Source organism: Rossellomorea sp. FS2, from assembly GCF_047915635.1.
Classification (GTDB): domain Bacteria; phylum Bacillota; class Bacilli; order Bacillales; family Bacillaceae_B; genus Rossellomorea; species Rossellomorea marisflavi_A.
The window spans coordinates 344501-365975 of the sequence record NZ_JBLRVS010000001.1 but is presented as its reverse complement, the minus strand read 5'-3'; the positions used below and the strand labels follow the sequence as shown (position 1 = coordinate 365975).

Sequence of the window (21475 nt, the reverse complement as noted above, 5' to 3'; positions counted from 1 at the left end):
CTTCATTCCGGTCATTCTGATGTTTCCTGTATGGAATCGGGTGCCTGCTTCTTCAACGAGGTATCCTGCGAATCGAGGCGCTGTTGATCCCGTGTCCTTTCGATCTGCTCCCTCAAGGTCATGTTTTCCTTTTCAAGTGCCTTCACTTGCCGTTGCACGACGAAAAGCCTGAAAAGTCCCACCGATCCGATGATGATTCCTCCCATGAAAACAGATCCCAGAATAACTAATATAAGAGGCCAGTCTGCTTCACCAAAAAGGTAGTTCACTGTTACGGGGTCAACATTGATGACGGCGAAAATGGATACGATCAGGGCAAAAACAATCCCTAAAAGCAGCGTCCATTGAAACTTCATTCTATTCCCTCCTCACGACTACATTGTCTCTTTCCATCAGAAATGATGGATGATACCCTTTTACCCTTTTCATGAGCGTAATGAAACCAACCGGATTCATTTAGTACCTTATCCCCATAGTGTAACCCGATGGTGCCCACTCCATTAAAAAAATGGGACAGGGGAGCTTCCCCTGTCCCATTTCTATTATACTTGCGGTTCGTCAGTCCATTTCTTCTTCTCTTTGACGGTTTTGATTGGTCCGTGTTTCTTCAGCTGTCTGATCTTCAATGACAGGTAGATCTGAGCAGCAATGTAAATGGAAGAGAACACTCCCGAGATCAACCCGACAAGAAGGGCGATGGAGAAGTTGCGGATCGATTCGCTACCGAAGATCAGGATGGCGATGACCGTGATGACCACTGTCAAGACGGTGTTGACCGAACGGCCCAAGGTCTGACGGAGACTCTTGTTGACCGCTTCTTCCAGTTCTTCCGCATGCTTGATGCGCTTCATTTTGTGAAGATTTTCCCTCAGACGGTCGAAGGTGACGATCGTATCATTGATGGAGTACCCGACGATCGTCAGGACGGCCGCAATGAATGTGATATCGACTTCGAGGCGTGTGACACTGAAGAAGAAAATGATCAGCAGGGCATCGAACAGAAGTGAAATGATGGCTCCGAGGGCCATGCGCCATTCAAATCGGACCGTCACATACAGGATAATGAAGATCGATGCGATGGCCACTGCATACAGGGCACTCTTCGCAAGCTCTTTCCCTACTACCGGTGAAACGGTACTGATGCTCGGATCCTTCCCGTAAAGGTCCTGGAAGTGATCTTTCAGCTTCGCGATTTCTTCCTTGGAGAGGTCGTCTGAATAGCGGACCACCGCCGTATTGCTCTTTTCACCCGAAACAACGATGTTATCGCTTGGGAGCTTGATATCATCAAGTTCCTTCTTAAGGGTTTCGGTCTGAATCGGTTGATCGGAAACGAGATCCACCCGCGAACCGCTGACAAAGTCAATGCCGAGATTCAGCCTGAATACGGAAAGCAAGATGACTCCTGCGATCATGATGACCGCCGAAATCGCAAAGAACTTCCTGCGGTTTTTAGCGAACTCGACGCGATCGAACTTCGTCGGCAAGTCCAGTGTATCCAAATTGTCCGAAAGTGAATGGACGTCTTTTTTGTTGACGCCGAACCAGCCCGGCCTTTTGTTGAAGAGCCTGCTGTTCACCCATAGACCGAGAAGGACCCTGGATCCCCAAACCGCCGTGATGAAGCTGACGAGAATGGAGATGATGAGCATGGTCGCAAACCCTTTAACAGAGCTTGTACCGAAATAGAACAGTACCCCCGCTGCGATGAGGGTCGTCAAGTTGGCATCCAGGATGGTGAGGAATGAGGTTTTGTTCCCTGCCTGGAAGGCCGATTTGATCGGCTTCCCGACCCGGATCTCCTCTTTGATCCTCTCATACGTGATGATATTCGCATCGACGGCCATCCCGACACCGAGTATAATTGCTGCGATCCCCGGCAGTGTCAGCACCCCGTTCATCAGCTCGAATAGGAGCAGGACGAGGTATAGATACACGGACAGGGTGACCGAGGCGATGAAGCCCGGAAGACGGTAATACACGATCATGAACAGGAAGATCAAGGCGATGCCGATGATCCCTGCCGTGACGGTTTTATCGAGTGCCTGCTGTCCGAATTGTGCTCCGACAGAGGTGGAATATTTCTCTTCCAGCTTGACAGGAAGAGCGCCCGCATCAAGAAGCTTGGCCAGATTCTGGGCTTCTTCCACGGTGAAGTTCCCCTCGATGATGACCTCATCCGAATTGATCGGCTTATTCACATTTGGCGCAGAAAGGAATTTAGGGTCTTCCTTGCCTGCTTCCTTCTCGTAGGAATCTTTTCCTTCTTCAAAATCAAGCCAGATGACCAACTGATTCTGAGGGGCCATTTGATAGATGTTCTGTGTCAGTTCATAAAACTTTTTGCGATCCTTCAGCTTCAAGGATACGATCGGTTGGTTCTGTTCGTTGAACGTCTGTTTCGCCGATCCCGAAACAAGGTCGGATCCGTCCAGTCGAACCTTATCGTTCACATCGCGGAAGGACAGATTCGCCTGTGTGGACAAGATTTCCCGTGCCTGGTTCTGGTCCTCGACACCTGCAAGCTGGACGCGGATCCTGTTATTGTCCTCGATCTGGATACTTGGTTCACTCACACCCAGGACGTTGATCCTCTCATCGAGGGCTTCCGCCGTGTTGGCGACTGTCTGTTTCGTGATCTTCTCTCCATTGACAGGCTGCACTTCATACAGCACTTCAAAGCCACCTTGGAGGTCAAGACCCAGTTTGATATCATTGATGATCGATTTTGCTGTTCCCCCGACCGTTCCTGCCAGCAGGACGAGCAGGACGAAAAAGGCAACGATGCGGCCACGCTTTACCATTATGTACAGTTCCTCCTTGAAAACCATCCCAAATATGATCTTTTCGTATTGACTGATCTCCGGGGCTTTCTGAGATATCCCCGTCGATCGCCTGTGTCGTTCAATCCATTCCTTTATCTTTCAACATTCCCATTATGGCGGAGAACGAATTCCATGTCAATTTGTTCCCGTGCTATTTCTCTTCCCTGGAAGGATGCAGAAGTTCCTTCAGTTCATCCTCATTCACATCGGCGAACCAGTTCGGCGAACGATAGGCCTGGACCGTTTCGAAGGTCATATATTCCCCTGCTTTAGCCGAGAGGATGTCGCTGACCAATTCATACACTTTCACATTTACTTCGGGCTTTTTCCATTTCTTTTTGGTCAGGTATAACCATAGTCTTTCCAGAGAGGCTTCCCCGTACCCGAACAGATGGAATTCCTCCACCTTGCTTAACAGTGCAGGCTCCAATGAATCATAAAATCGATCGTAAGGATGCTGATTTGGTTTCATTCCATTCCCCACTCCATTTTGGAAGATCGGCAATATACGGCCGTATTTATTCCCAACTTGTCATGCTTGGACCATTGGGATGCATATATATCATTGTATACGATAATACCAATTTTGAGAAGGCAGGGAAGTATATGTCAAAATTTCTGAGAGGCACCGTCATTCTCATGCTCGCTGCCCTGATCACAAGAGTCCTGGGGTTCGTGAACCGCATCGTCGTGGCCCGGTTCATCGGGGCAGAGGGGGTCGGTCTTTTCATGATGGCCTTCCCTACACTGCTCCTGGTCATTACCATCGTCCAGTTCGGGCTCCCCATTGCCATATCGAAAACGGTATCAGAAGCAGAGAGCAGCGGGGACCGGCAGAAGGTGAAAAAGATCCTGGTCGTCTCCCTCTCCATCACCCTGGGTCTTTCCCTGATCTTCACACCTGCCCTCATTCTCCTGGCACCCTATCTATCCCAGACGCTGTTCACGGATCCGCGTACATATTACCCGTTGGTCGCCATCGCACCGATCATCCCGGTTGTCGCCATTTCCTCCGTGCTACGAGGCTATTTCCAGGGACGGCAGCAGATGAAGCCACCTGCCTACTCTCAAGTCATCGAGCAGGTGGTAAGGATCACGCTCATCGCCGTCCTGACTAAAACCTTCCTCCCCTACGGCATCGAGTATGCGGCAGCAGCGGCCATGGTGGCTTCCGTCCTAGGGGAGCTTGCTTCCTTGGTCTTCCTTTTCACTTACTTTAAACGTAAGAAGACGTTCCGATTGCGGAAGCAATTCTTTTCATCCATCCATAAAGGGAAGGAGACCCTGCGGGAACTCATGGAAGTGGCACTGCCGTCAACGGGTAGCAGGATGATCGGATCGATTTCTTTATTCTTTGAACCGATCGTTGTCGCCCACAGCCTCGCACTCGCCGGTGTCACGGCTTCCATGGCCACAGCGCAATATGGTTCACTGACGGGTTACGCCCTGCCACTCCTGTTCCTGCCTTCCTTTATTACCGTCTCTCTATCCCAATCCCTTGTCCCGGCGATCAGCGAAGCGAATGCCTTGAAAAATTATAAACTGATTGAATACCGCCTTCAGCAGGCACTGAGGATCTGCCTCATCACAGGTGGTTTGTCCATCGTCGTCCTCTACATCTATGCAAAACCCCTCATGCAGCTGATGTATGGCAGCGAAACCGGAGCGGTGTTCATCATGATCATGGCGCCATTCCTTCTGTTCTATTACTATCAAGGCCCGTTGCAGGCAGTCCTTCAGGCATTGAACCTTGCGAGGGCGGCCATGATCAACAGCCTGATCGGGGCCGTGGTGAAGACCGGCGTGATCTTCGTCCTTGCTTCTCAAGCCGGATTCGGCATCAACGGCGCTGCCCTTGGGATGGTAGTCGGATTCGTCCTTGTGACCATCCTCCACTTCATGACCATCTTGAAGGCCGTTCCCATCATGCTCTATATAAGGGATTATGCAGTGGTGGCGGCCGTGATCCTGCTTTCGGGACTGTGGGGTCATTATTCCTGGCTCACACTTTTCCCTTCTGAGCCCGTGTCCATCCGGCTTGTGATCGGGATTGCCACGACGTGTATCGTCTATATCCTATGCTCTTTCCTCCTGCGATTGATCACGAAGGAAGATATGAAGAATATCCCGTTGATCAAACGGTTTGTCTAGCAAATGAAAAATGATCCGGACCGAGCTCCGGATCATTTTTCATCTATATAGAATTCGCCCTTATCATAGCTGCAGAATGCAATATCCCTGATGGCAGGATAGCCCCTCTTTTTCATCTCGCCACGCAGCCAAAATGGAGATTTGCCGAGCTGCTGGAGATGTTCGGTCTGGATCTCGCCGTCCAGTATGATGGGGAGGGCGTATGTGTCGGCGCTCCCCTGTTTTTTCAGTACCGACAGCTTTCCTGATGTTTCAAGGATCGCAAATTCGACATCCGCCACGTTAAACACATCTTTTTCCCGCAGCTGGAGAAGGAGATCATCAAAATTGTATCTCTGCTTCTTCATGACCACCTCATCAATCTTTCCATTATGGATGATGACAGCAGGCTTCCCGTCGATCATCTCCCTGAAGGATTTTGAACGGAGGGATATCATGGCGAACAGGAGCTGCAGCACGACCATCACAACCATGGGGATCAGGGAGTGGGCCAGGGGATCCTTCGGCTTCTCGATCGCCATGACAGCGATTTCGGCGAGCATGATGAAAACCACCAGATCCAGGATGCTCAGTTCGCCTATTTCACGTTTCCCCATGATTCTGAAGATCAATACGATCAAGAAGTAAAGAATCAGCGTCCGGGCCACGATGACGATATATTCCTCCATTCGATTCACCTCCATCAGCTAATCCTTCATAGTATCGACCCGTAAGGATCATTCATGAGAGGGATATTTGCCCAAAAGCCAGTCTTTTTTCCGGTGGTGGTGAATATGCTTGTACTAGAGCTCGTCAAATGAAGAATTGGAAGGGAGAGATTGATCATAGAAGCCAAAAAATTAGGGGGCGCAGTACTCTTCGGCACGGTCACTATCTTTGTGATCGCCATCGCTGCAAGCTTGATCTTTTCATTGCTACTTCGGTTCACCAGTCTGACGGAGAGTGCCATTTCCTTATTCATCACCATTGTGTCATTCCTGGCCCTGTTCATCGGGGGATTCATGTCGGGGGGAAAAGGCAAAACCAAGGGATGGATGCTCGGAGGTTCCACGGGGATCCTTTATACGCTTTTCGTCTTCCTTTTTCAATATCTCGGACTGGACTCATCTCCGTCTTCAGAGCAGCTGATCTATCATGGGTGCTATATCCTGACGGCGATGATGGGTGGCGTACTCGGGGTCAACCTGAGCGGAGGCAACCCGAAGGAAAACTGAATCATACAAAAAAAGGCCTGCACCCGTCCACGCTTGACAGCATGGAAGAGCACAGGCTTTTTTTATACTTCTGTCTTAACAATCTCCCTGATCGCATTGCGATCATATGTAAGACGGCTTCCATCACCGCATTTGATGATGACTTTTCCTTCTTCGATGGCATCGATGAAGCCGTGAAGTCCGCCGATTGTTACTACCTTATCGCCTTTAGCCAGCTCGCTTTGCATTTGTGCAACCGCTTTTTGACGCTTCTGCTGCGGACGGATAAGCAGGAAATAGAACAATACGAACATCAAGACGAGCATGATGATTGAACCTAGTCCTCCTTGCATGTGTTTCCCCTCCTTTCAAATTAGAAGTTCTTCGCATCCGGACGGTTGAAACCGTACTGTTCGAAGAATTCTTCCCTAAAGTCCCCCAGTCGATCTTCGCGAATCGCTTGTCTGACTTGTTCCATTAAGTTTAACAGAAAATGCAGATTATGATAAGTCGTAAGCCTAATTCCGAACGTTTCGTCACATTTGATCAAATGACGGATATAAGCCCTGCTATAGTTTTTACATGTATAGCAGTCGCACTTTTCATCGATGGGTCTGAAGTCCCTGGCATACTTGGCATTTTTCACCACGAGACGGCCTTCACTTGTCATGAGGGTACCGTTTCGGGCGATCCTCGTCGGCAGGACGCAATCGAACATATCGATCCCCCTGATGGCTCCGTCGATCAGTGAATCCGGAGAGCCCACACCCATGAGGTATCTCGGCTTGTCGAACGGCAGATGAGGAGTGGTGAACTCAAGGACCCTGTTCATGACATCCTTCGGTTCTCCCACAGACAGGCCACCTACTGCATATCCAGGGAAGTCGAGTGACGTAAGGTCACGGGCACTCTGCTTCCTCAGCTCCTCGTACTCCCCTCCCTGTACGATCCCGAACAACCCTTGATCCTGTGGACGCTGATGGGCCTCGAGACAGCGTTCGGCCCAGCGTGATGTACGCTCGACAGAACTCTTCATATACTCGTATTCGGCAGGGTACGGCGGGCATTCATCGAATGCCATCATGATATCGGATCCAAGGGCATTCTGGATTTCCATCGCCTTCTCGGGACTGAGGAAGAGCTTGTCACCGTTCAGATGGTGACGGAAATGGACCCCTTCTTCTTCGATCTTACGGAGTTTGCTCAGGCTGAATACCTGGAAGCCTCCGGAATCGGTCAGGATGGCACGGTCCCAGTTCATGAACTTATGGAGTCCGCCTGCTTCCCGGATGATCTCATGGCCCGGGCGCAGCCAAAGGTGATAGGTATTGCTCAGGATGATCCCTGCATCCATCGCCTTCAGATCTTCCGGTGACATCGTCTTGACCGTGGCAAGGGTTCCGACTGGCATGAATACCGGTGTTTCGAATGTGCCGTGTGGGGTATGGACCTTCCCGAGCCGCGCACCTGTTTGCTTACATGTTTTAATGTGCTCATATCTGATTGCAGTCAACGTGTGATTCTCCTTTTTCAGTGTTGCAGCTGATTATTTTAAGAACATGGCATCGCCGAAGCTGAAGAAGCGATACTTCTCTTGGACGGCTGTCTCGTAGGCTTTAAGGACGTGCTCCTGACCTGCAAAAGCACTCACGAGCATGATGAGGGTCGACTTCGGCAGGTGGAAATTGGTGATCAAGCCGTCGATCCCCTTAAATTCATAACCCGGATAGATGAAGATATTCGTCCACCCGTTCTCTTCCACAAAACGGTCATGCTTGGAGGCGATCGTCTCCAAGGTCCGCGTCGATGTCGTACCGACGGTGATGATGCGCCCGCCCTTATCCCTTACATCATTCAGGAGGCGTGCCGTGCCTTCGGAGATTTGGTAAAACTCCGAGTGCATATCATGGTCCTCGATCGAATCCACCGACACCGGACGGAAAGTCCCCAGCCCGACGTGAAGCGTGATGAAGGCGATATGAACGCCCTTCGCCTTCAGCTCTTCCAATAGCTCCTCGGTGAAGTGGAGTCCCGCTGTAGGGGCGGCGGCAGATCCGCGCTCCTTCGCATATACCGTCTGATAGCGGTCCTGTTCTTCGAGGCGTTCCCGGATGTATGGTGGCAGCGGCATTTCACCAAGCTCCTCAAGCACCTCATAGAAAATGCCATCATAGGCAAATTCCATGATCCTTCCACCATGGTCCTTCGTCCCGACACAGGTCGCTTTCAGCTTGCCGTCACCGAAGACGATTTCCGTGCCCACCTTCACGCGCTTGGCAGGTTTGACGAGGGTCTCCCATTGATCTCCTTCTTCCTGCTTCAGGAGAAGGACTTCGATGTTGGCCCCCGTCTCTTCTTTTTGCCCAAAAAGACGGGCCGGTAATACACGTGTATCATTCAGTACAAGGCAATCGCCTTCATCCAGTAGATCGACAATATTTTTAAACTGAAGATGATCAATGGATCCATCTTCTTTATCCAGTACCATCAGTCTGCTTTCAGAACGATTCTCTAGCGGGGTCTGAGCGATCAGTTCCTCCGGCAGATGGAAATCAAAATCTTCAACTTTCACTTTAGGTCACCTGACTTATCTTTATTTGATTCGGCCTATAAAATAAAAGACCAACGACAGTATAACACTTAACAGGACAGAAGTCATAAGCGGGAAATAAAAAGTTGCATTCTCCTTCTTCACGACGATATCACCGGGTAATTTCCCGAGTTTCGTGAACTGAAGGAGCAAACCGGCCACGAGGAGGACGGCTCCCGCAATCATCAGAAGTTTCGGCAGACCGCTCAATTGGCCGGCACCTCCATCTGGAAATGTTCATACACAAGATGCGTGACGATCCTGCCCCTCGGGGTCCTTTGGAGGAATCCGATCTGCAAGAGGTACGGCTCATATACATCTTCTATCGTATGGGATTCCTCCCCTATGCTCGCGGCAATGGTATCCAGCCCCACCGGGCCTCCCCTGAAGCGCTCGATGATGCCCCTAAGAAGTTTGTGGTCGATGTGGTCCAGACCGAGCTGATCCACTTGAAGGAGGTCCAGCGCTTCCTTGGATAGCGTCGCCGAAATATTCCCGTCCGATTTGACCTGGGCAAAATCCCTTACGCGCCTCAGGAGCCGGTTGGCGATACGCGGTGTCCCCCTCGATCTTCTCGCGAGTTCCTTTGCCGCAACGGGATCGATTTCCGTCCTGAGGATTGCGGCGGTCCGCTTCACGATCTCATTCAGCTGATCTTCATTGTAGTACTCCAGCCTGCAGAGCACACCGAAGCGGTCCCTGAGCGGTGCAGAAAGTGCGCCGGCTCGCGTCGTGGCCCCCACGAGGGTGAACGGGGGGAGATCCAGCCTGACCGAACGCGCACTGGGACCGGTGCCGATGACAATATCTAGGCAGAAGTCTTCCATGGCTGGATAGAGGACCTCTTCGATCGCACGTGGCAGACGGTGGATCTCATCGATGAACAGCACGTCTCCTGGCTCGAGGGCCGTCAGTACGGCAGCAAGATCCCCCGGTCTTTCAATGGCAGGACCCGATGTCGTTTTCATATTGACCCCCATCTCGTTGGCAATCACCGCCGCAAGGGTCGTCTTTCCGAGTCCAGGCGGACCGTACAAGAGCACGTGATCAAGCGTTTCCTCCCGCATCTTCGCCGCTTCGATGAATACTTCAAGATTGTGTTTGACCTTGTCCTGACCGATATATTGCTTGATGGTCTGTGGTCTTAAGGAGAATTCGAAACGGTCCTCATTTTGTTCCGATTCGCCTGATACCAATCGATCGTCCATCTCATTTGCTCCTTTCCATTAGGATTTCAGAAGAAGCTGAAGGCCCTTCCTGATATATTCATCCGAAGAGAGCTCCTGCCCTTTGAGCTTCGGTTTGATTTTCTTGACCTCCCGATCGGAATAGCCAAGCGCCTTCAGGGCGAGGATTGCTTCCTCAAATGCTTCATCACCGGAATCAAGGACCGTCTCTTCAGGATTGAACAGGCTCGGGAAGTAGTCCGGAACGACGTCCTGCAGTTTCCCCTTCAGGTCAAGGATCATTTGCCTCGCCGTCTTTTTCCCTACGCCCGGGAATTTCGTAAGGAATGTATCATTTTCTTCCTCAATGGCGGTGATCACCTGCTGAGGCGCACCCGACGCAAGAATCGCAAGGGCCCCTTTCGGCCCGATCCCTGATACATTAAGGAGCTTCATGAACAATAGTTTCTCTTCCAAGGCAAGGAACCCATAGAGGGCAATGACATCTTCCCTCACATGCTGATATGTAAAAATCTGAATTTCCTGACCCTGATATTTCGAATATGCAAACGGATTGGCTGCAAATAATTGATACCCAATCCCTCCATTTTCAACCACCACATACTCGGGACTCACCATCTGCACAGTACCTCGAATATATTCATACATAGTAATCACTTCACTTTCTGACAAGAAATGCGGAGGAGGGTCGGTCTGGCCCGACAAGCATAAGGCCGGGCGGGCAAAAAGGAGTCCTTTGCTTTTTGGTCCGGTTCGACTTATTCTCGATCCCCTTGCACAGATCCTCTCTGGAGCCTTCCATACTGGCCACCGCCGCCTCGCATAATAAATCTATTGTATCATATCACTTATTGATTTTATGGAAAAGCACTGATAAAAAGAAACATTTGTTCTTATTTTTTCTGTTTTTTCCGATTCTGACTTTCTTCCAAATGCGCACATAAAAAACAGCCGGTCAGATGACCGGCTGTTCACTGTGGCAGGGAGTAAGGTTTCAATTGTTCGAGAACGTCTACATACGCTTCCTTGGATGTGATGGGAATCCCGTTTACCAGATCGTCATGCCGATTGCTCTCCAGCTTATCCAGGTCGATTTGGAAAAAGGATTGGATGATTTCCGCTTGACCTGGCTTGCCGTTGAAAATGGATAATACCCCTTCTTCAGTCAGGCCGAAGTAACCATTCGTTTTTAACAGCGGCGAAATATCATCCATCTGCTTCTGAAAGACGATTTGTTCTTCGCTCATATCAATCAGCTGCCATTCTTCGTAGGCAGCCCAGAAATCTTCCATGCTCCATATGGTTTCCTGGACGATTTCTTCACTTACTTCACCATCAAGATAAACCCTTTCCAGGATCAGCGTGACGGTATGTGCGGATGTTTCCTCTACGGGTACATCGTGAACCGGTCCGTCCGCCGCTTGCTTTTCATCTGAATAAAAGAAGGTAAAATATGTGGCTCCAGTCAACAACATCACCATAAACACGATCCGAACGTTCATCGTCATCGTGATCACCTCGGGATTCATTATGTATTGCTATCCCTAGTCTTGCCATCAGGGGAACGATTTATCCCGATAGTTGAAAAAAGACTGTACAAAGGGACCTCCCCTTTATACAGTCAAGCTTCTACGGGTTGCGGATCGTATTGAACATATCATGCAGGTCCAGGTTGATCCCATCCAGCGGTCCGCCGCCCCTCAGATCATTATCGATATTCCGGACGCGGCTGAATGTGCCTTCATCCGTGACGACTGATACAGTCCTGCCTTCGAGGTACGGCTGTACCGCTTTTTCTACACGTTGCTTTGTTTCTTCTTCTTTCGAGTGGTCCCTGACCTCGATGGCAATCAATACGTCGGTCCCATACGATACGGCACGAACATCACTGACGTTCTTCACATGCCCCGTGACATCGCCGATCTTTTCTGCAAGATCCCCCTCGTAGGCGGTATAGTACGAATTTCGCGCCTTACGGGTATTATCATCGAGATGCCCATGATAATTGGCATCACCGTGACTTCCACGGTTATCCTGGGCAAAGAAGCCTGCATCATATGGTGCCAGGGGGGTGGTGGGATTCTGGGGATTGCCGTCATCATCCCTCACCTGCAGGAATTTATGTTTCTGATTACGGATATCCTGCCCTTCCCTGCCCACGGAATGATCGAACATTTCGGTCAAAGGACCATCATGGCGGTCATTTTCATCTCCCCCATGACCTTCATTCGAATAATAGCCCAGTGGTTCATAGGAATTCGAGTACTGCTGACCGGATTCCTTCTCCGCACTGCTGCAGGCAGCAAGGTTAAGCGACATGAATGCTGTCATACCAAGAAATGCATAGCGCCTCTTCAACGTAGTCATTCCCCCTCACCGCTATTTGAGCATATTGCTCGTTTATAGGGTGCGGAGGAACGGACCCAATCATTCCATCAATAGTTGGGACAACCTCCTACAAATGGGTGATGATCCTCCGTAATTCACTGTGCAGCTCCTGAACGAAGCGCATCCGCTGGTGAAACTGTCCCAGCGTGATCTGTACCAGATATGGCCACACGTGCTCCCTGTAAGACTGCCCCTCCCTGATGAATCGATTCCATTCCCTGAAAATATCACTCGGATACATCAGTCCAAGGAAGAACGCCGCATCATTTCTATACTTCCTTATCGAGGGGATGGCCAAGACGTCCTTTAACGACCAATCCAGATAAGGAAGTACCCGGTTGGCCATCTGGATATCATCTGTGATGGCAGGTGACCTTGACAGTAAATCAAAGTCGATGAGGTACACGCGGCCGTCGATTCCCCTTAAGAAATTATGATGGGCCACATCCCCGTGGACCATGCATCTTTTTCCTTTATAAGGGCCAAGTGCATCAAGTTCCTCCCAGGCCCATCTTCCCCATTCAAGATAGCTGGACAGATAATAGGGAGCAATAAAGTGTTGAAGATACGGTAGATGATAGTCAAACAACTGCATCCGCTTCTTCCATTTGTCAAGCCACCTGAACTCAGGCACATCGTCCACCCATGCGCCCTGAATCCTCCTTGTGGCGTGATGGAATCCTTTTAACACACGCCATGCTTCCTGCCTGTCTGAAACCTCAGCATAATCGATCGAAGAAGCCGTCTCGAGCCAGTATGAAATCCCGATTACATTCCCCTCGAACGAGATGACCTCTGTCTGATGCAGGGGATGCAAAGGGATGACATGGTTAAACCCTCCTTGCAGGAGCTCTTTGATCAGCATTTCTTGGAGAGCGAACCGTTTCTCCGAAGAGTAGCGCTTGACAAACCACTTCCTTCCTCCGGACTGCAGCACCCATTTCCCGTCTTTCAACGTGTCGATCGATGCACCGGGTTCCCCCAACTTCCATTGCAAAAAAGAAAGGAGACGAACTGTGTAGTCGTCTCCTCCATGCTCCCATCTATCCTTCATTGTCTTCGTCATAAAAGTTCGGCATGGAGAATGCTCTTGGGGCACCCATTTGCATACCTTGAGGCAAACCCTGCCCCATCATTCCCGGTCCGAATCCCTGCGGCTGAGGCATTCCATACGGCATCGGTTGATTCCACTGCGGAGCCTGCTGCTGCCATTGCGGCTGACCCTGTGGTTGAGGGCCTCCACATCCACAATCCTCCTGATCACTAGCTCCCATCACACCGGGTTGACCCATCGGCATTTGCTGATTCATCTGTGCTCCCATCACACCCGGTTGGCCCATCGGCATCTGATGATGCATCTGTGCTCCCATCACGCCAGGCTGACCCATCGGCATCTGATGATGCATCTCTGCTCCCATCACGCCAGGCTGACCCATCGGCATCTGATGATGCATCTCTGCTCCCATCACGCCAGGTTGACCCATCGGCATCTGATGATGCATCTCTGCTCCCATCACACCCGGTTGACCCATTGGCATCTGTCCATCCATCATGGCGCCTTGCACCTGTTCTTGCCCCCATGGGCCAGGCATCCCGAATCCTCCTGGTCCGCAGAAACCTGGCCCAGGCATCATCGGTGATACTGGATAACATGGTTGTGGCATCCCCTGGTGCATCATTTGATTTTCATCGGATGCACCCATTACCCCAGGCTGGCCCATCGGCATTTGCATTGGCATCTGCATCGGTGACTGCATTGGCATTTGCATCGGTGACTGCATCGGCATTTGCATTGGCATCTGCATTGGTGACTGGGCATTCGGCATGAAAGGCATGAATGAAGAAGAATCTTCATCGTAGCCATGATGCATCATCGGCATATTCATCTGAGGATACTGGGCTCCCTGGACTTGATTCCATGGACCCATTCCGCCACCCTGCCACGGCTGCATGTTTCCACCATGACCGAATCCCGGCATGACTGGTGAAACAGGAACTGATTGATTTGGATTATAATACATAGGCTGAGTGAATCCCCCTTGTTGTGGTTGAGGCATTTCCAGGCTTTCTTCCTGTTGTACCCCTTTTACGCTGTGATTTGTTTTTGGCGTTTCTTTTTTTGGTTCCGTTGCTTTTGGAAGGATATTGGCAGGTTTAGGCGGTGTCTGTGGCTGGGGTTTTGCTTGCGGTTTCACTTGCTGCATCGGCTGTTGTTTTGGTTGCTGGACAGGCTGCTGCATCGGTTGCTGCATCGGTTGCTGCATCGGTTGCTGCTTCGGCTGTACTTGCATATTCATCATGTAATAGTTGTTGATGTCGATCTCCGGGATGACCGGCTGTGGCATTTTTGGCGTGAACGGTTTTTGTGCTTCTTTCGGCTTTTCAGCCTTGGGCTGTTCTGCAGGCATCGTCATCGGTTTCTGCTCTTTAAAAGGATGCTCTGTTTTCGGCATTTCCTTTTTGGGAGCCTCCTTGGAACCGTACTTGATCTGTGTCTCTTTTTTTACGGTTCCACCGGATGTAGGGACTTTGATCTTCATTCCGGGCATGATCATATCCGGGTTGGACAGCTGGGCGTTCATGTGTTTTAATTCTTCGAAATTGACGCCATATTTTTTGGCGATTTTCCAGAGCGTATCACCTTTTTGTACGATATGGATCTTCACGCGTCATTCCCCTCCTCAGGCATAAGTCTATATATCCTATGATAAGATGGGCAAATTGCTAATCATCTACATAAAAACTTATGACTATGCGGATTCTTTTATGCCGCGGCCACTGATTTGAACAGTACGAAAAAAACCGCCGGGGGGATTTCCCGGCGATCGGTCAGGCACGATTCAACATGCGCTCGAGGGCTTTTACGGCTTCGGTCGTGACGGAAGGGTCCACCCTGATCACATTGACCGGATCCTCCGCCACTACACGCTCAAGAGCCCAGAGCAGATGCGGCAGGTCGATCCTGTTCATGGTGAGACAAGGGCACATATATGGATTCAACGATACAATGTGTTTGTCTGGGTGTCCCGCAATGAGGCGCTTCACCAGGTTCATTTCTGTTCCGATGGCCCACGACGTCCCTGATGGTGCACGTTCAATCATGTCGATGATGTATTTGGTGCTGCCATTATAATCAGACCGCTCAACTACTTCCCTCCTGCACTCAGGGTGGACGATGACCTTCATGTCCGGATGATTGTTGCGCACGTTCTCTATATTCTGTACGGTGAAATTCTCATGCACGGAGCAATGACCTTTCCAAAGGATGACTTTGATGTTTTCCGTATCCCCATCATGGACAAGCTCATTCGTGGCTGGATCGAATACCGCCATGTCATCCAGGGAAATCCCGAGATCGGCAGCCGTATTCCTACCCAGGTGCTGATCGGGAAGGAATAGGATCCTTTCTTTTTCCCCTAGCGCCCATTTCACCATGTTATGGGCATTGGATGAGGTGACCGTTGCCCCCCCGTACTTTCCTACAAAGCTTTTGATGGCTGCGGTGGAATTCACATAGGTCAACGGAATGATCCCATCACCAAACGTTTCCGTCAGCTTCTCCCACGCCTTCTCGGTTTGGTAGATATCGGCCATGTCGGCCATGGAGCATCCTGCCCGCATGTCGGGCAGGATGACGGTCTGTTCCGGTGCGGTCAGCATATCGGCTGTCTCCGCCATGAAATGGACCCCGCAGAAGACGATATACTCCGCTTCTTTATTCTCAGCTGAAACCTGCGCCAGTTGGAGTGAATCACCAACGGCATCGGCAAACTGGATCACTTCATCCTTTTGATAGTGGTGACCAGGGATAAAGAGCCTGCTTCCCATCATTTGTTTGATTTCCCTTACCCTTTCCTCCATTTCACCCGTCGTCATGGAGGTGATGGACGGTGGCAGAGAAACATGCAGTGTATCAAGAATTCCCATCTTATTGTTCATCCTTTCTTAGTTCCACCCGTGCGCTGATGTCGAGGGCTGACACCGAGTGGGTCAAGTATCCGAGTGAAATGTAGTCGATCCCTGTCCATGCGTAGTCCGTGAGCGTTTCACGGGAGATGCCGCCCGATGCTTCCGTGATGATCCCGGCGGGGACGTGACGCATCCAGTCCTTGATCTTTGCCGGTGTGCAATTATCGAACATAATCACATCCACACGGCTTGCCACGGCTTCGATGAGCTGCTCTTCCGTTTCAATCTCCACTTCGATCTTCACCATATGGCCCGTAGCACCCCGAATGGTCTCCACAGCCTTGGTGATGGAACCGGCAAAAGCGATATGATTATCTTTCAGCATCACGGCATCGTACAGCCCAAACCGGTGATTATACCCTCCCCCGACCCTGACGGCATACTTCTCGAGCATGCGGAGGCCGGGAGTCGTCTTCCTGGTGTCACAGATCCTCGCACCGCTTCCTTCGATGGCCCTCACGGCTTCTGCCGTTTCCTTCGCGATCCCGCTCATGCGTTGAATGAGGTTGAGGACAACCCTTTCCCCCTGAAGAAGATCTTTCATCCTTCCCTTCACGGTTCCAAGTTGCTGTCCCTCACTGACGGTCTCTCCATCCTTCACAAGAAGATCGACTTCAATGGATGGATCGAACATCGCGTATGCGGTACGTGCAACTTCCTCTCCGCAAAAAACACCGGGCTGTTTGGCTATAAGCGTGATCACCCCATGCTGTGAGTGAAAGAGCGTCTCTGAAGATAGGTCTCCTTCCCCCAGGTCCTCCCGGTAAAATTCCTCAAGCATGGATCTTAGTTTCAAGTGATTCATAGACGGACACCTTCAACCTTCCCGTTTGTATTTTCATGTGGATGTTTTTTTTATCCCATTCAGGACGCTTCTGAGGATGATCCCTCCTGATGTGGCCTCCCCGGCTCTCTTCCCGAAAAAGCGAAGCAGTCCCGATGAGGCGTGACACGACCCAGATCAAGTAATCTTCCATATCCTCAACGTCCAGATCGTCCATCTTGCATTCATAGGTGAGACCGAATCCATCCAGCCATGTCAATAACCGGATCAGTCCCTCCTCCGACCGGATGATCCCGGCTTCTTCAATCATCATTTTCTTCAACCTGTTGCGTTCAGGAAGATGTTCGGGTGGGGATGAGGTCTGTGCACCTACGAGGGGCATGGCCTTGGAAGGGAGCGCCTGTTTTAAATGGTCAGCAAGCCTCTGTCCATATACAATCCCCTCCAGGAGGGAATTGCTGGCTAGACGGTTCGCCCCGTGGACCCCGCTGCACGCAGCTTCCCCGATCGCATATAGACCATCCAGATTCGTTCGTCCGACGTCATCCACCAGGACTCCGCCCATGATGAAATGGCATCCCGGTGCCACAGGGATCCTCCCCGCTTCAATCGGATATCCTTCTCTCTCACACTGCTCTGTGATTGATGGGAACCGCGTTGAAAAATCCCGTATCCCCGTAATGTCGAGATACACATCTCCTCCTAAGGCCCTTTCCCTGTAGATCGCTTCTGCCACCACATGTCGCGGGGCAAGGTCCCTCATAGGGTGGATCGATTCCATAAGGGCACTTCCATCTTCCCTTATGAGCACTCCTCCTTCCCCTCTCACGGCTTCCGAGATGAGCCCTGTTGTCCTCCCCCTGGAGATCATAAGGGTCGGGTGGAACTGAATGAATTCCATATCGCTCACGACAGCCCCAGCCAAAAAAGCCATGGCAATTCCCGTTCCGGTGACCGATGGATGATTGGATGTGGACTCATAAATCCCACCTGCCCCACCGCTTGCCAGAACGATGTGATCGCCGGTGTAGGTACGGATCACTCCTGCTTCATCCTTTGTCCTCACGCCGCCGATCCTTCCTTTACCATCCTTTAGAAGCTGATAGGCCATTTCGCCTTCAATGATCTTCACGTTTTCAGAAAGGGACGAATGCAAGAATTCGATCAGGAACCTTCCCGTCTGATCTCCACCGCTGTGCACGATCCTCTTGGTGCTGTGTGCCCCTTCCATACCGAGTTTCAAGCCCCCTGCTCCATAGTCGAAGGGCATGCCATCTGAGAGCAGTGCTTCCACAGCGCGCTTTCCGTCCTCGACGAAAGACATGACCCTCCCCTCATCCTGGAGGGCTTCTCCAGCTGAGAGTGTGTCCCTCGTATGCAGCCCGGGGGAATCATCCGGGGCAATGGCGGCAGCAATCCCTCCTTGTGCCAGATAGGAGTTGGACGCCTTCAACCGTGACTTTGTGATAATCCTCACATTCATGTGATCTTGAATATTCCTTGCAAGCTGTAATGCGGCCACCCCGCTGCCTATGATCAATACGTCCGCTTTTCCCATAGAGAATCCTCCTGTTTTACCTTACAGGTGTCTTGACACATATATTTACACATTATTAAACTAATAACAAGAGTTTTTTCTAGCAAATCGTTTTGTCAGACTATTCGATAAAGGAAGATGCCATCATGGATTATTTCGACTACGCCTCAACCACCCCCATGGATCCACACATCCTGGACATTTACCGAGAGGTCGCCGAGCACTTCTGGGGGAACCCAAACAGCCTTCATGATACAGGCGGGGCGGCCAAAGAGCTTCTCGACAGGTGCACAGACGCCCTTGCCACGCTCCTCGGGGTGCCTGCTGAAGGCTTGACCTTCACATCAGGGGGCAGCGCAGGGAATGCTGCGGCCCTCCATGCCCTTGCTCACGGCAGAAAGCATCTGGGCACCCATATCATCATCGGTGGAGCAGAGCACGCCTCCCTCCATACTGCCGCTGGGCAACTGGAGTCAGCAGGATTCCAGATCACCGCGATCCCTTATGAGGAGAACGGACTTCTCAATCTCCGACAGCTGAAGTCGGCCATCAGGGAGGAGACCATCCTAGTCAGCATCGCCCACTGCAACGGAGAGATCGGTGCCATCCAGCCCTTGGGAGAAATCAGGGAAAGCCTCCGTGGAAGTGCGGCCCTGCTTCACTCGGATCTCGTTCAATCGTTCGGGAAGTGGTCTGTTGAAGAAGCCGTCCGTCATGCAGACAGTTTTACGCTATCATCCCATAAAATCCACGGTCCGAAGGGGATGGGTGCCCTCTATATCAATCCCTCGATTGCGCTCATCCCTGCACATCGGATCTCAGGCACCCCTGACCTGCCGGGCATCACCGCTTTTACGGCTGCTGCAGAAAGAGCCGTCCCGATGCCGGATCATTATCAGATGCTAAGGGATTCCTTTTTCTCCTCCCTTGATCGGAAGCTGGGGAACGGATATCGCGTCTTTGAAGGGCCACCCGGTCAACAGCTACCCCAGGTGATTGGACTTGCCATCGAAGGCATTGAGGGGCAGTGGCTCATGCTTGAATGCAACCGTCGGGGTATGGCCATCTCCACGGGAAGTGCCTGTCAGTCGGGAATGCAAGGCATGCCCATCACGCTGAAGAGCATGGGTGCAACGGAGCGGGATGGAAAGGAGTTCATCCGGATATCGTTCGGTCCCTCCACGACACTGGAGAAAATCGACCGGCTAACAGACACCTTGGCCGAAGTCAGGCTGTCCATTTCAAGCGGGGGTGTGATATGATTTTCTTATCAATTACTCGGGGGAGATTACGTTGTCAGAAAAAAAATTATTAGGAGACGAGCGGAGGGATTGGCTTCTCCACACGCTCAAAAGCAGGGGCATCCCCATCACGGGAGGGGATCTTGCAAAGGAAAGCAGGGTCAGCCGCCAGGTCATCGTCAGCGACATCACACTCCTGAAGGCAAAGGGCGAACCGATCATCGCCACGAGTCAGGGGTATCTTTACTTAAATCCCAATGAAGGAGCCCACCATGAAAAGACGGTCGCATGCCAGCACACACCCGACCGGGCTGAAGAAGAGCTGAACCTCCTGGTCGATCATGGTGTCACCGTAAAGGACGTGAAGATCGAGCATGGGGTGTACGGGGACCTTACCGCCTCCATCATGGTTTCCAATCGCAAAGAAGTGAAGCAATTCCTAACCAAGATCAGGTCGACCAATGCTGCATTTCTATCTGAATTGACCGATGGCGTCCATCTTCATACCCTTTCAGCAACCTCCAAAGAAGCACTTTCAGAAGCAGAAAACGCCTTGGAAAGGGCCGGCTTCCTGATCCATTCTTTATAATGAGCCGAACAGAAAAAGCCCCTGATGCATGTGCATCAGGGGCTTTTTGTGATCCTTTTTTATCATGAGAGCATGAACGACGGATAATGTCCGACCAGCTTCACGGTGCAGCCAAGGGCCTCCATCTCATTGATGGCACCAGGAAGGAGGACGTCATCCAGCTCATGATCCACATCGATGAGGAAGAAGTAGTCGCCAAGCCCCGTTTTCAAGGGACGCGATTCAATCTTGCTCAGATTCAGCTGCCTCCAAGCAAATGCAGAAAGCACCTGGTGGAGGGCACCTGAACGGTCTTTTGGCAGGGTCACCATCAGGGTCGTCTTATGCAGACTGGTTTCATGGGGGATTGAAACCTCCCTGTGCTTCTTATGAAGGACGATGAAGCGGGTATGGTTATAGGTCACATCATGGATATGATCGTGCAGGATCGCGAGGCCATAGTGCTCGGCGGCGAGCTCATTCCCGATCGCTGCCAGGAAGGATTCAGGGTGCTCACTGACAAACTTTGCACCGGCTGAAGTCGATGTGGACTGCTCAAGGGGCACTCCCTTATAGGTTCCGCGCAGGAACTTGTGACACTGTGCAAGGGCATGGGGATGGGACAAGATCTTCTCGGGTTGCCCGTGCTGATCCTTCCAATCAGGATGGACCATGAGATGCTGCTGAATCGCCGATGTCAGCTCCGCAACGATGGCCAAGTCGGCCTCATGGAACAGGTAATCGACGGTAATATGTACGGATCCTTCCAATGCATTTTCCAATGGGACGACTGCATAATCCACTTCCCCATCCATGACCGCTTCAATGCAGTCGGGGATCGTGGTGAACGGGATGGTTTCTTCTTCTGGGAATGCCTTCTTCACAGCAAGATCTGTGAATGATGACTGAGGGCCTAAATATGCGATTTTCACTGAACTCTTCCTCTCACCGGTAGATGGCCCATGTATGAGCCTTAAATTTATTGAACATTCTATCATGTTCCTGCAGAAAGAGAAAGGGGGCCGATCGATCGAAACATGAC

At 51.1% G+C, this 21475-nt stretch carries 22 protein-coding genes; 4 read left to right on the top strand and 18 right to left on the bottom strand.

What is annotated here, in order from left to right:
* Nucleotides 1-11: 11 nt before the first annotated feature.
* The 3 genes from ACNA6I_RS01970 to ACNA6I_RS01960 form a co-directional block, all read right to left on the bottom strand.
* Nucleotides 12-356: a LapA family protein gene (locus tag ACNA6I_RS01970; protein WP_048006209.1), complete on the bottom strand. Its 345-nt coding sequence runs from the start codon at nucleotides 354-356 to the stop codon at nucleotides 12-14.
* A gap of 186 nt (nucleotides 357-542) precedes the next feature.
* On the bottom strand, nucleotides 543-2804 hold the full coding sequence (gene secDF / locus ACNA6I_RS01965; protein ID WP_048006210.1) for a protein translocase subunit SecDF: 2262 nt from the start codon (nucleotides 2802-2804) through the stop codon (nucleotides 543-545).
* A 172-nt stretch (nucleotides 2805-2976) separates the two neighbouring features.
* Complete coding sequence (locus ACNA6I_RS01960) at nucleotides 2977-3297, bottom strand: post-transcriptional regulator (protein ID WP_048006211.1); 321 nt, start codon at nucleotides 3295-3297, stop codon at nucleotides 2977-2979.
* 134 nt (nucleotides 3298-3431) lie between these two features.
* Between ACNA6I_RS01960 and spoVB the strand changes: the two genes are divergently transcribed.
* Complete coding sequence (gene spoVB, locus ACNA6I_RS01955; protein WP_048012715.1) at nucleotides 3432-4976, top strand: stage V sporulation protein B; 1545 nt, start codon at nucleotides 3432-3434, stop codon at nucleotides 4974-4976.
* 32 nt (nucleotides 4977-5008) lie between these two features.
* On the opposite strand, the gene ACNA6I_RS01950 is transcribed toward spoVB, so the two are convergent.
* The gene (locus ACNA6I_RS01950; RefSeq protein ID WP_048006212.1) at nucleotides 5009-5644 is read right to left on the bottom strand and encodes a DUF421 domain-containing protein; all 636 of its coding nucleotides are present in this window, start codon (nucleotides 5642-5644) and stop codon (nucleotides 5009-5011) included.
* 150 nt (nucleotides 5645-5794) lie between these two features.
* Between ACNA6I_RS01950 and ACNA6I_RS01945 the strand changes: the two genes are divergently transcribed.
* Nucleotides 5795-6190 (top strand): TIGR04086 family membrane protein, encoded by a 396-nt coding sequence (locus ACNA6I_RS01945; RefSeq protein WP_316247144.1) that lies wholly within the window; start codon nucleotides 5795-5797, stop codon nucleotides 6188-6190.
* A 62-nt stretch (nucleotides 6191-6252) separates the two neighbouring features.
* On the opposite strand, the gene yajC is transcribed toward ACNA6I_RS01945, so the two are convergent.
* The 13 genes from yajC to nadB all read right to left on the bottom strand — a co-directional run bounded on the left by yajC (nucleotide 6253) and on the right by nadB (nucleotide 18645).
* Nucleotides 6253-6522 (bottom strand): preprotein translocase subunit YajC, encoded by a 270-nt coding sequence (gene yajC / locus ACNA6I_RS01940; RefSeq protein ID WP_048006213.1) that lies wholly within the window; start codon nucleotides 6520-6522, stop codon nucleotides 6253-6255.
* A 20-nt stretch (nucleotides 6523-6542) separates the two neighbouring features.
* Nucleotides 6543-7682, bottom strand: coding sequence for a tRNA guanosine(34) transglycosylase Tgt (gene tgt, locus ACNA6I_RS01935; RefSeq protein ID WP_048006214.1), 1140 nt, complete (start codon nucleotides 7680-7682; stop codon nucleotides 6543-6545).
* A 33-nt stretch (nucleotides 7683-7715) separates the two neighbouring features.
* Nucleotides 7716-8741: a tRNA preQ1(34) S-adenosylmethionine ribosyltransferase-isomerase QueA gene (queA, locus tag ACNA6I_RS01930; protein ID WP_048006215.1), complete on the bottom strand. Its 1026-nt coding sequence runs from the start codon at nucleotides 8739-8741 to the stop codon at nucleotides 7716-7718.
* Between the two features lie 21 nt (nucleotides 8742-8762).
* Nucleotides 8763-8969 carry a DUF2905 domain-containing protein gene (locus ACNA6I_RS01925; RefSeq protein ID WP_416312894.1) on the bottom strand — a complete coding sequence of 69 codons (207 nt, stop codon included), beginning with the start codon at nucleotides 8967-8969 and terminating at the stop codon, nucleotides 8763-8765.
* A complete protein-coding gene (gene ruvB / locus ACNA6I_RS01920; protein WP_048006217.1) occupies nucleotides 8966-9967 on the bottom strand; it encodes a Holliday junction branch migration DNA helicase RuvB in 1002 nt (333 codons plus the stop codon). Before ruvB ends, ACNA6I_RS01925 begins: the two co-directional genes overlap by 4 nt.
* Nucleotides 9968-9985: 18 nt before the next feature.
* Nucleotides 9986-10594 carry a Holliday junction branch migration protein RuvA gene (gene ruvA / locus ACNA6I_RS01915; RefSeq protein WP_048006218.1) on the bottom strand — a complete coding sequence of 203 codons (609 nt, stop codon included), beginning with the start codon at nucleotides 10592-10594 and terminating at the stop codon, nucleotides 9986-9988.
* A 323-nt stretch (nucleotides 10595-10917) separates the two neighbouring features.
* Nucleotides 10918-11454, bottom strand: coding sequence for an intercompartmental signaling factor BofC (locus ACNA6I_RS01910; RefSeq protein ID WP_148795575.1), 537 nt, complete (start codon nucleotides 11452-11454; stop codon nucleotides 10918-10920).
* A 121-nt stretch (nucleotides 11455-11575) separates the two neighbouring features.
* Complete coding sequence (locus ACNA6I_RS01905; protein ID WP_156184516.1) at nucleotides 11576-12313, bottom strand: YhcN/YlaJ family sporulation lipoprotein; 738 nt, start codon at nucleotides 12311-12313, stop codon at nucleotides 11576-11578.
* Nucleotides 12314-12401: 88 nt separating this feature from the next.
* On the bottom strand, nucleotides 12402-13331 hold the full coding sequence (locus ACNA6I_RS01900) for a phosphotransferase (RefSeq protein ID WP_416312893.1): 930 nt from the start codon (nucleotides 13329-13331) through the stop codon (nucleotides 12402-12404).
* 46 nt (nucleotides 13332-13377) lie between these two features.
* Entirely contained in the window at nucleotides 13378-15000 is a 1623-nt protein-coding gene (safA, locus tag ACNA6I_RS01895) for a SafA/ExsA family spore coat assembly protein (RefSeq protein WP_416312892.1), read from the bottom strand.
* 163 nt (nucleotides 15001-15163) lie between these two features.
* On the bottom strand, nucleotides 15164-16261 hold the full coding sequence (nadA, locus tag ACNA6I_RS01890) for a quinolinate synthase NadA (protein ID WP_048012636.1): 1098 nt from the start codon (nucleotides 16259-16261) through the stop codon (nucleotides 15164-15166).
* A 1-nt stretch (nucleotide 16262) separates the two neighbouring features.
* The gene (nadC, locus tag ACNA6I_RS01885) at nucleotides 16263-17108 is read right to left on the bottom strand and encodes a carboxylating nicotinate-nucleotide diphosphorylase (RefSeq protein WP_048012637.1); all 846 of its coding nucleotides are present in this window, start codon (nucleotides 17106-17108) and stop codon (nucleotides 16263-16265) included.
* The gene (gene nadB / locus ACNA6I_RS01880; RefSeq protein WP_416312891.1) at nucleotides 17077-18645 is read right to left on the bottom strand and encodes an L-aspartate oxidase; all 1569 of its coding nucleotides are present in this window, start codon (nucleotides 18643-18645) and stop codon (nucleotides 17077-17079) included. Before nadB ends, nadC begins: the two co-directional genes overlap by 32 nt.
* Before the next feature lie 125 nt (nucleotides 18646-18770).
* Between nadB and ACNA6I_RS01875 the strand changes: the two genes are divergently transcribed.
* Together ACNA6I_RS01875 and ACNA6I_RS01870 are read left to right on the top strand one after the other, a co-directional pair.
* Nucleotides 18771-19886 carry an IscS subfamily cysteine desulfurase gene (locus ACNA6I_RS01875; protein ID WP_048012639.1) on the top strand — a complete coding sequence of 372 codons (1116 nt, stop codon included), beginning with the start codon at nucleotides 18771-18773 and terminating at the stop codon, nucleotides 19884-19886.
* Nucleotides 19887-19917: 31 nt separating this feature from the next.
* Complete coding sequence (locus tag ACNA6I_RS01870) at nucleotides 19918-20454, top strand: transcription repressor NadR (RefSeq protein WP_048006225.1); 537 nt, start codon at nucleotides 19918-19920, stop codon at nucleotides 20452-20454.
* Nucleotides 20455-20516: 62 nt separating this feature from the next.
* Here ACNA6I_RS01870 and pheA read toward each other — a convergent pair whose 3' ends face one another.
* Nucleotides 20517-21365 (bottom strand): prephenate dehydratase, encoded by an 849-nt coding sequence (pheA, locus tag ACNA6I_RS01865; protein WP_048012640.1) that lies wholly within the window; start codon nucleotides 21363-21365, stop codon nucleotides 20517-20519.
* Nucleotides 21366-21475: the final 110 nt, after the last annotated feature.

Coding starts and splice junctions, on each gene's coding strand:
- ACNA6I_RS01970 (WP_048006209.1), bottom strand. CDS start 356: ATGAAGTTTCAATGGACGCTGCTTTTAGGGATTGTTTTTGCCCTGATC.
- secDF (WP_048006210.1), bottom strand. CDS start 2,804: ATGGTAAAGCGTGGCCGCATCGTTGCCTTTTTCGTCCTGCTCGTCCTG.
- ACNA6I_RS01960 (WP_048006211.1), bottom strand. CDS start 3,297: ATGAAACCAAATCAGCATCCTTACGATCGATTTTATGATTCATTGGAG.
- spoVB (WP_048012715.1), top strand. CDS start 3,432: ATGTCAAAATTTCTGAGAGGCACCGTCATTCTCATGCTCGCTGCCCTG.
- ACNA6I_RS01950 (WP_048006212.1), bottom strand. CDS start 5,644: ATGGAGGAATATATCGTCATCGTGGCCCGGACGCTGATTCTTTACTTC.
- yajC (WP_048006213.1), bottom strand. CDS start 6,522: ATGCAAGGAGGACTAGGTTCAATCATCATGCTCGTCTTGATGTTCGTA.
- ruvB (WP_048006217.1), bottom strand. CDS start 9,967: ATGGACGATCGATTGGTATCAGGCGAATCGGAACAAAATGAGGACCGT.
- ruvA (WP_048006218.1), bottom strand. CDS start 10,594: ATGTATGAATATATTCGAGGTACTGTGCAGATGGTGAGTCCCGAGTAT.
- ACNA6I_RS01910 (WP_148795575.1), bottom strand. CDS start 11,454: ATGACGATGAACGTTCGGATCGTGTTTATGGTGATGTTGTTGACTGGA.
- ACNA6I_RS01905 (WP_156184516.1), bottom strand. CDS start 12,313: ATGACTACGTTGAAGAGGCGCTATGCATTTCTTGGTATGACAGCATTC.
- nadA (WP_048012636.1), bottom strand. CDS start 16,261: ATGGGAATTCTTGATACACTGCATGTTTCTCTGCCACCGTCCATCACC.
- nadC (WP_048012637.1), bottom strand. CDS start 17,108: ATGAATCACTTGAAACTAAGATCCATGCTTGAGGAATTTTACCGGGAG.
- nadB (WP_416312891.1), bottom strand. CDS start 18,645: ATGGGAAAAGCGGACGTATTGATCATAGGCAGCGGGGTGGCCGCATTA.
- ACNA6I_RS01875 (WP_048012639.1), top strand. CDS start 18,771: ATGGATTATTTCGACTACGCCTCAACCACCCCCATGGATCCACACATC.